This window comes from Arthrobacter sp. Hiyo1, from assembly GCF_001263615.2.
Lineage (GTDB): Bacteria > Actinomycetota > Actinomycetes > Actinomycetales > Micrococcaceae > Arthrobacter.
The window spans coordinates 1-4,617 of record NZ_DF952482.1; the positions used below are offsets into that span (position 1 = coordinate 1).

Consider the following 4,617-nt stretch of genomic DNA (forward strand, 5'->3'; position numbering starts at 1 on the left):
TTAAGAGGTGGGCCGGGGCACGATCCTAGTAACCTAGGAACCGCATCCCTCAACGCCGCGCCCGGCTTTGCCGCGTTCGCGCGCCAGACTGAATGGACTTCCTGTGACCACACCCCGCGTCCACATTGCCACGGACCACGCCGGCATGGAGCTCAGCGCCCACCTCGTAAGCCACTTGACCGCCAAAGGCTACGACGTCGTTGACCACGGCCCCAAGGTGTACGACGCCCTCGATGACTACCCTTCGTTCTGCATCAACGCGGCTGCCGCGGTGGTCGCCGACCAAGAGGCCGGCGTTCACGCATTGGGCATCGTCCTGGGCGGATCCGGCAACGGCGAACAAATCGCCGCGAACAAGGTCAAGGGTGTCCGGGCCGCGCTCGCCTGGAACCTTTCGACCGCAAAGCTTGCCCGGGAGCACAACGACGCCAACGTGGTTGCCGTCGGCGGCCGCCAGCACACCGTCGAGGAAGCCACCGAACTGATCGAGGCCTTCCTGGAAGAACCGTTCAGCAACGACGAACGCCACGTGCGCCGCATCGGAAAAATCGCTACCTACGAGAACACCGGCGAAATCGTTGCCTAATGCCTGAAGGGCATTCCATCCATCGCCTGGCGCGCCAGTTCCAGGATGTTTTCGCCGGCCACGTGCTGGAAGTCTCCAGCCCCCAGGGCCGTTTCACCGCGGGTGCGGCGCTTTTGGACCGCCACGAACTGCTCGAAGCGACGGCGCACGGCAAGCAGCTCTTCCTCCGTTTTGACCACGGGGTGCTCCTGCATGTCCATCTGGGTCTCTACGGTGCGTGGAGCTTCGGTGGCGATGAATCCTTCACCGGGGCCTCGAGCATCGGGGCTCCGCGGCGGATCGGCGAACGGGAGAGTTTCTCGCCGGAAGCAGAGCAAGGTGCCGGCAAAGGGGGCGCCAGAAGCTACGCGGGTCCGCCTGAGCCCGTGGGTGCCGTCCGCGTTCGCCTCATTTCAGCGAACGGCTGGGCGGATCTCAGGGGCGCTACGACGTGCGCAGCGATCACCGATGCGGAGGCCGCTGCCGTCCTGGCGCGCCTGGGTCCGGATCCTCTCCACAACCGGCCCGACGATCGCGACGAGTTCGTCCGCCGCTTGCTGCGCCGCAAGACCGCCGTCGGGCTCCTCCTCATGGACCAGGCAATCGTGGCCGGAATCGGCAATATCTATCGCGCGGAAGTGCTGTTCCGCCAGCGCGTTGATCCGTGGACCCCGGGCAGCTCTCTGGGCGCCGAAACCGCCGGACGACTGTGGGATGACACCGTGGCGGCGATGTCCGACGGCGTCCGTGACGGGCGGATTGTTACGACCCCATCGGCTTTGTGGAGCGGCGGGAACGCCGGAGCGCTCGACGGCGAGGCGCACTTTGTCTACAAGCGGCACGGACAGCCGTGCCGGCGATGCGGCGAAACAGTGGGACTGGCCGAGATCGGTGCGCGCAAACTCTATTGGTGCCCCGGCTGCCAGAACTGAAGTGCGCCTTTGGCGGGCGCAAACAGGCGGAAACACGAACAGGCGGAAACACGAAGGGCCCCTCATGGAGGGGCCCTTCGTTCTGTGGAGGGGACGACGGGAATCGAACCCGCGTAATCAGTTTGGAAGACTGAGGCTTTACCATTAAGCTACGTCCCCGCGCAAGGCTGCATGGTCTCTACGAATCTATCAGAGGGTTCCGTGCATCTTTCCGGTGGCTGTTGAAGCCGGATATAACTAAACCTAATTCAGGGGCCAAGTGTCAAATGTGCATTCTCCGGCGAGATGCCCGTAGACTGTCCTGTGCATTCACGGGGTGTAGCTCAGCTTGGCTAGAGCGCCTGCTTTGGGAGCAGGAAGTCGCAGGTTCAAATCCTGTCACCCCGACTCTGTGTGCCTGTTCCGGTCCGGAACGCGGCAGAACCCCATCCCACAAAACCAGGAGTACTTAGACTGTGAAGAGCGCTGTCGAGAACCTCACCGCCACGCGGGTCAAGCTCAACGTTGAGGTTCCCTTTGAGGAACTGAAGCCGAGCATCGATGCCGCTTACAAGACCGTTGCTTCGCAGATCCAGGTTCCCGGGTTCCGCAAGGGCAAAGTTCCCTCCAAGCTGGTTGACCAGCGCGTTGGCCGCGGCTACGTCCTGGAGACCGCCATCAACGATGGCCTCAACGGCTGGTACCAGGCTGCCGTCCAGGAAGCCGGCCTCCGTCCGCTGAGCCGTCCCGAGGTTGAGATCACCGAGGTTCCGGACCCGTCCTCGACCGACGGTGAACTGAAGTTCCAGGTTGAGATCGACGTCCGTCCCGAGGTTGAGCTCCCCGACTACGCCGGCATCAAGGTAGAGGTTGCCGCAGCCGATTCCTCCGACGCCGACGTCGACAAGGCCCTCGACGAGCTCCGCGGCCGCTTCGGCACGCTGAAGTCCGTTGACCGCCCGGCCGCCGATGGTGACTTCCTGACCATCGACATCACCGCCACGATCGACGGCGCTGAGATCGACTCCGCCACCGGCCTGTCCTACCAGGTTGGCGCAGGCACCATGCTTGAAGGCCTCGATGAGGCCGTCACCGGCCTTTCTGCCGAAGAAGAAGCAATCTTCGACACCACCCTGGTTGGCGGCGAGCACGCCGGCGAAGCAGCCCAGGTCAAGGTTGTTGTCAAGACCGTCAAGGAGCGCGAGCTTCCTGAGGCCAACGACGACTTCGCCCAGTTGGCATCCGAGTTCGACACCCTCGCCGAACTGCGTGAAGACCTTGCCAAGCAGGCCGCTGAGTCCAAGGTCGTCGGCCAGGGCGTCGAAGCCCGTGACAAGGTCCTGGACAAGCTCGTGGAGCTCATCGAGGTTCCGGTTCCGGACTCTGTAGTCGAAGAGCAGCTCGAAGCGCACTTCAACCCGGAGAACGCCCACGGTGAAGGCGATCACGACACCGAGGAACACCGCGCCGAGGTCAAGGCCAACACCGCCCGCGCCTTCCAGAACGAGATCATCCTTGACGCCATTGCCGACAAGGAAGAAGTGAGCGTCAGCCAGAACGAGCTGATCGACTACATCGTCACCACGGCAAGCCAGTACGGCATGGACCCGAACCAGTTCGCCCAGATCATCGATCAGAGTGGCCAGGTTCCCATGATGGTTTCCGAGGTCCGCCGCCGTAAGGCTCTCGCAGTTGTCCTCGGCCAGGCCGAGGTTGTCGACTCCGAGGGCAACAAGGTCGACCTCAGCGACTTCGTGCGCCCCGCAGGCGAAGAGGCCTCCGTCGAGGAAGCCGAAGAGGCAGCTGTTGTTCCGAGCGACGACCCCGCCGCAGTGAAGTTCTAGTTTCAACTCAAGCCGCCCCCGGATCATAGATCCGGGGCGGCTTGGTTTAAGCCCCGGAACCGTGCAAAGTACGCCCTTCCGCAATCGTGCGCCGTCAGCGAACAGCGCGATTTGGGAGAACAAATCGCCGTGGAAAACGGTTAGTGTCCAAGTAGTGAAGATCAGGGATGGCAAGTTCAGCAATGGCCCTGTCACCAGCGAGAGGTAAGTACTTATGTCACAGCACGCAGAGGCCCCCAGGATGGCAACCGTCGATCCAGCGGCCCAGGACAACTACATCTACAACCGCCTGCTGAAAGAGCGCATCATCTGGCTCGGATCCGAAGTCCGTGACGAAAACGCCAACGCGATCTGCTCCCAGCTCCTCCTCCTCTCGGCTGAAGACCCTGAGAAGGACATCTACCTCTACATCAACTCGCCTGGCGGCTCCGTGACCGCGGCATGGCTATCTACGACACCATGCAGTTCATCCCGAACGACGTCGTGACGGTTGCCACCGGCCTCGCGGCCTCCATGGGCCAGTTCCTCCTTTCCTCGGGCACCAAGGGCAAGCGCTACGCCACGCCCAACGCCCGCATCCTGATGCACCAGCCTTCCGGCGGCATCGGTGGCACGGCGTCGGACATCAAGATCCAGGCGGAGCTGATCCTTCACATGAAGAAGGTCATGGCCGAGCTGACAGCCGAACAGACCGGACAGACCGTGGAGACCATCCTCAAGGACAACGACCGCGACAAGTGGTTCACGGCCACCGAAGCGCTCGAGTACGGCTTCTTCGACAAGATCTCCGCCCACGCAGGCTCTGTGGCCGGTGGCGGCGGAACGGCCAACTCGTCGAATTCCGAGAAGTAACCGGCACCAAGAAACATTCAGATCAGGAGCAATGAAAATGAACTACAACTTTGGATGGTCTGCCGGTAATCTCCCGTCCAGCCGCTACGTCCTCCCGCAGTTCGAGGAGCGCACGCCCTACGGCTTCAAGCGCCAGGACCCGTACACGAAACTCTTCGAGGACCGCATCATCTTTCTCGGTGTGCAGGTTGACGACGCTTCTGCCGACGACATCATGGCCCAGCTGCTGGTGCTCGAGTCCACGGACCCGGACCGCGACATCACGTTGTACATCAACTCGCCGGGTGGCTCGTTCACGGCCATGACGGCGATCTACGACACGATGACGTACATTCGTCCGGAGATCCAGACCGTGTGCCTCGGCCAGGCGGCCAGCGCGGCGGCTGTGCTGCTCGCGGCAGGTACGGCGGGCAAACGCCTCGCCCTGCCCAACGCCCGGGTCCTG

At 62.8% G+C, this 4,617-nt stretch carries 4 protein-coding genes, 2 tRNA genes and 1 pseudogene; 6 read left to right on the plus strand and 1 reads right to left on the minus strand.

What is annotated here, in order from left to right; all coding sequences use genetic code 11:
- The first annotated feature begins 103 nt into the window (after positions 1–103).
- The gene (locus AHiyo1_RS23610; RefSeq protein WP_059390249.1) at positions 104–586 is read left to right on the plus strand and encodes a ribose-5-phosphate isomerase; all 483 of its coding nucleotides are present in this window, start codon (positions 104–106) and stop codon (positions 584–586) included.
- The gene (locus AHiyo1_RS23615) at positions 586–1,497 is read left to right on the plus strand and encodes an Fpg/Nei family DNA glycosylase (RefSeq protein WP_059390250.1); all 912 of its coding nucleotides are present in this window, start codon (positions 586–588) and stop codon (positions 1,495–1,497) included. Before AHiyo1_RS23610 ends, AHiyo1_RS23615 begins: the two co-directional genes overlap by 1 nt.
- Positions 1,498–1,582: 85 nt before the next feature.
- Here the strand turns inward: AHiyo1_RS23615 and AHiyo1_RS23620 are convergent.
- Positions 1,583–1,656, minus strand: a tRNA-Gly gene (locus AHiyo1_RS23620).
- 153 nt (positions 1,657–1,809) lie between these two features.
- On the opposite strand from AHiyo1_RS23620, the gene AHiyo1_RS23625 reads away from it, so the two are divergent.
- The 4 genes and pseudogenes from AHiyo1_RS23625 to AHiyo1_RS23640 all read left to right on the plus strand — a co-directional run.
- Positions 1,810–1,884, plus strand: a tRNA-Pro gene (locus AHiyo1_RS23625).
- A gap of 68 nt (positions 1,885–1,952) precedes the next feature.
- Complete coding sequence (tig, locus tag AHiyo1_RS23630; protein WP_059390251.1) at positions 1,953–3,320, plus strand: trigger factor; 1,368 nt, start codon at positions 1,953–1,955, stop codon at positions 3,318–3,320.
- A gap of 241 nt (positions 3,321–3,561) precedes the next feature.
- Positions 3,562–4,172 (plus strand): annotated as a pseudogene (locus AHiyo1_RS23635) (ATP-dependent Clp protease proteolytic subunit).
- A 37-nt stretch (positions 4,173–4,209) separates the two neighbouring features.
- On the plus strand, positions 4,210–4,617 hold a 408-nt coding region (locus AHiyo1_RS23640; protein ID WP_172465741.1), incomplete at its 3' end, for an ATP-dependent Clp protease proteolytic subunit.

Bases quoted from the DNA above. Each gene is read 5' to 3' on its own strand.
- AHiyo1_RS23615 (WP_059390250.1), top strand. From the start codon at position 586: ATGCCTGAAGGGCATTCCATCCATCGCCTGGCGCGCCAGTTCCAGGAT.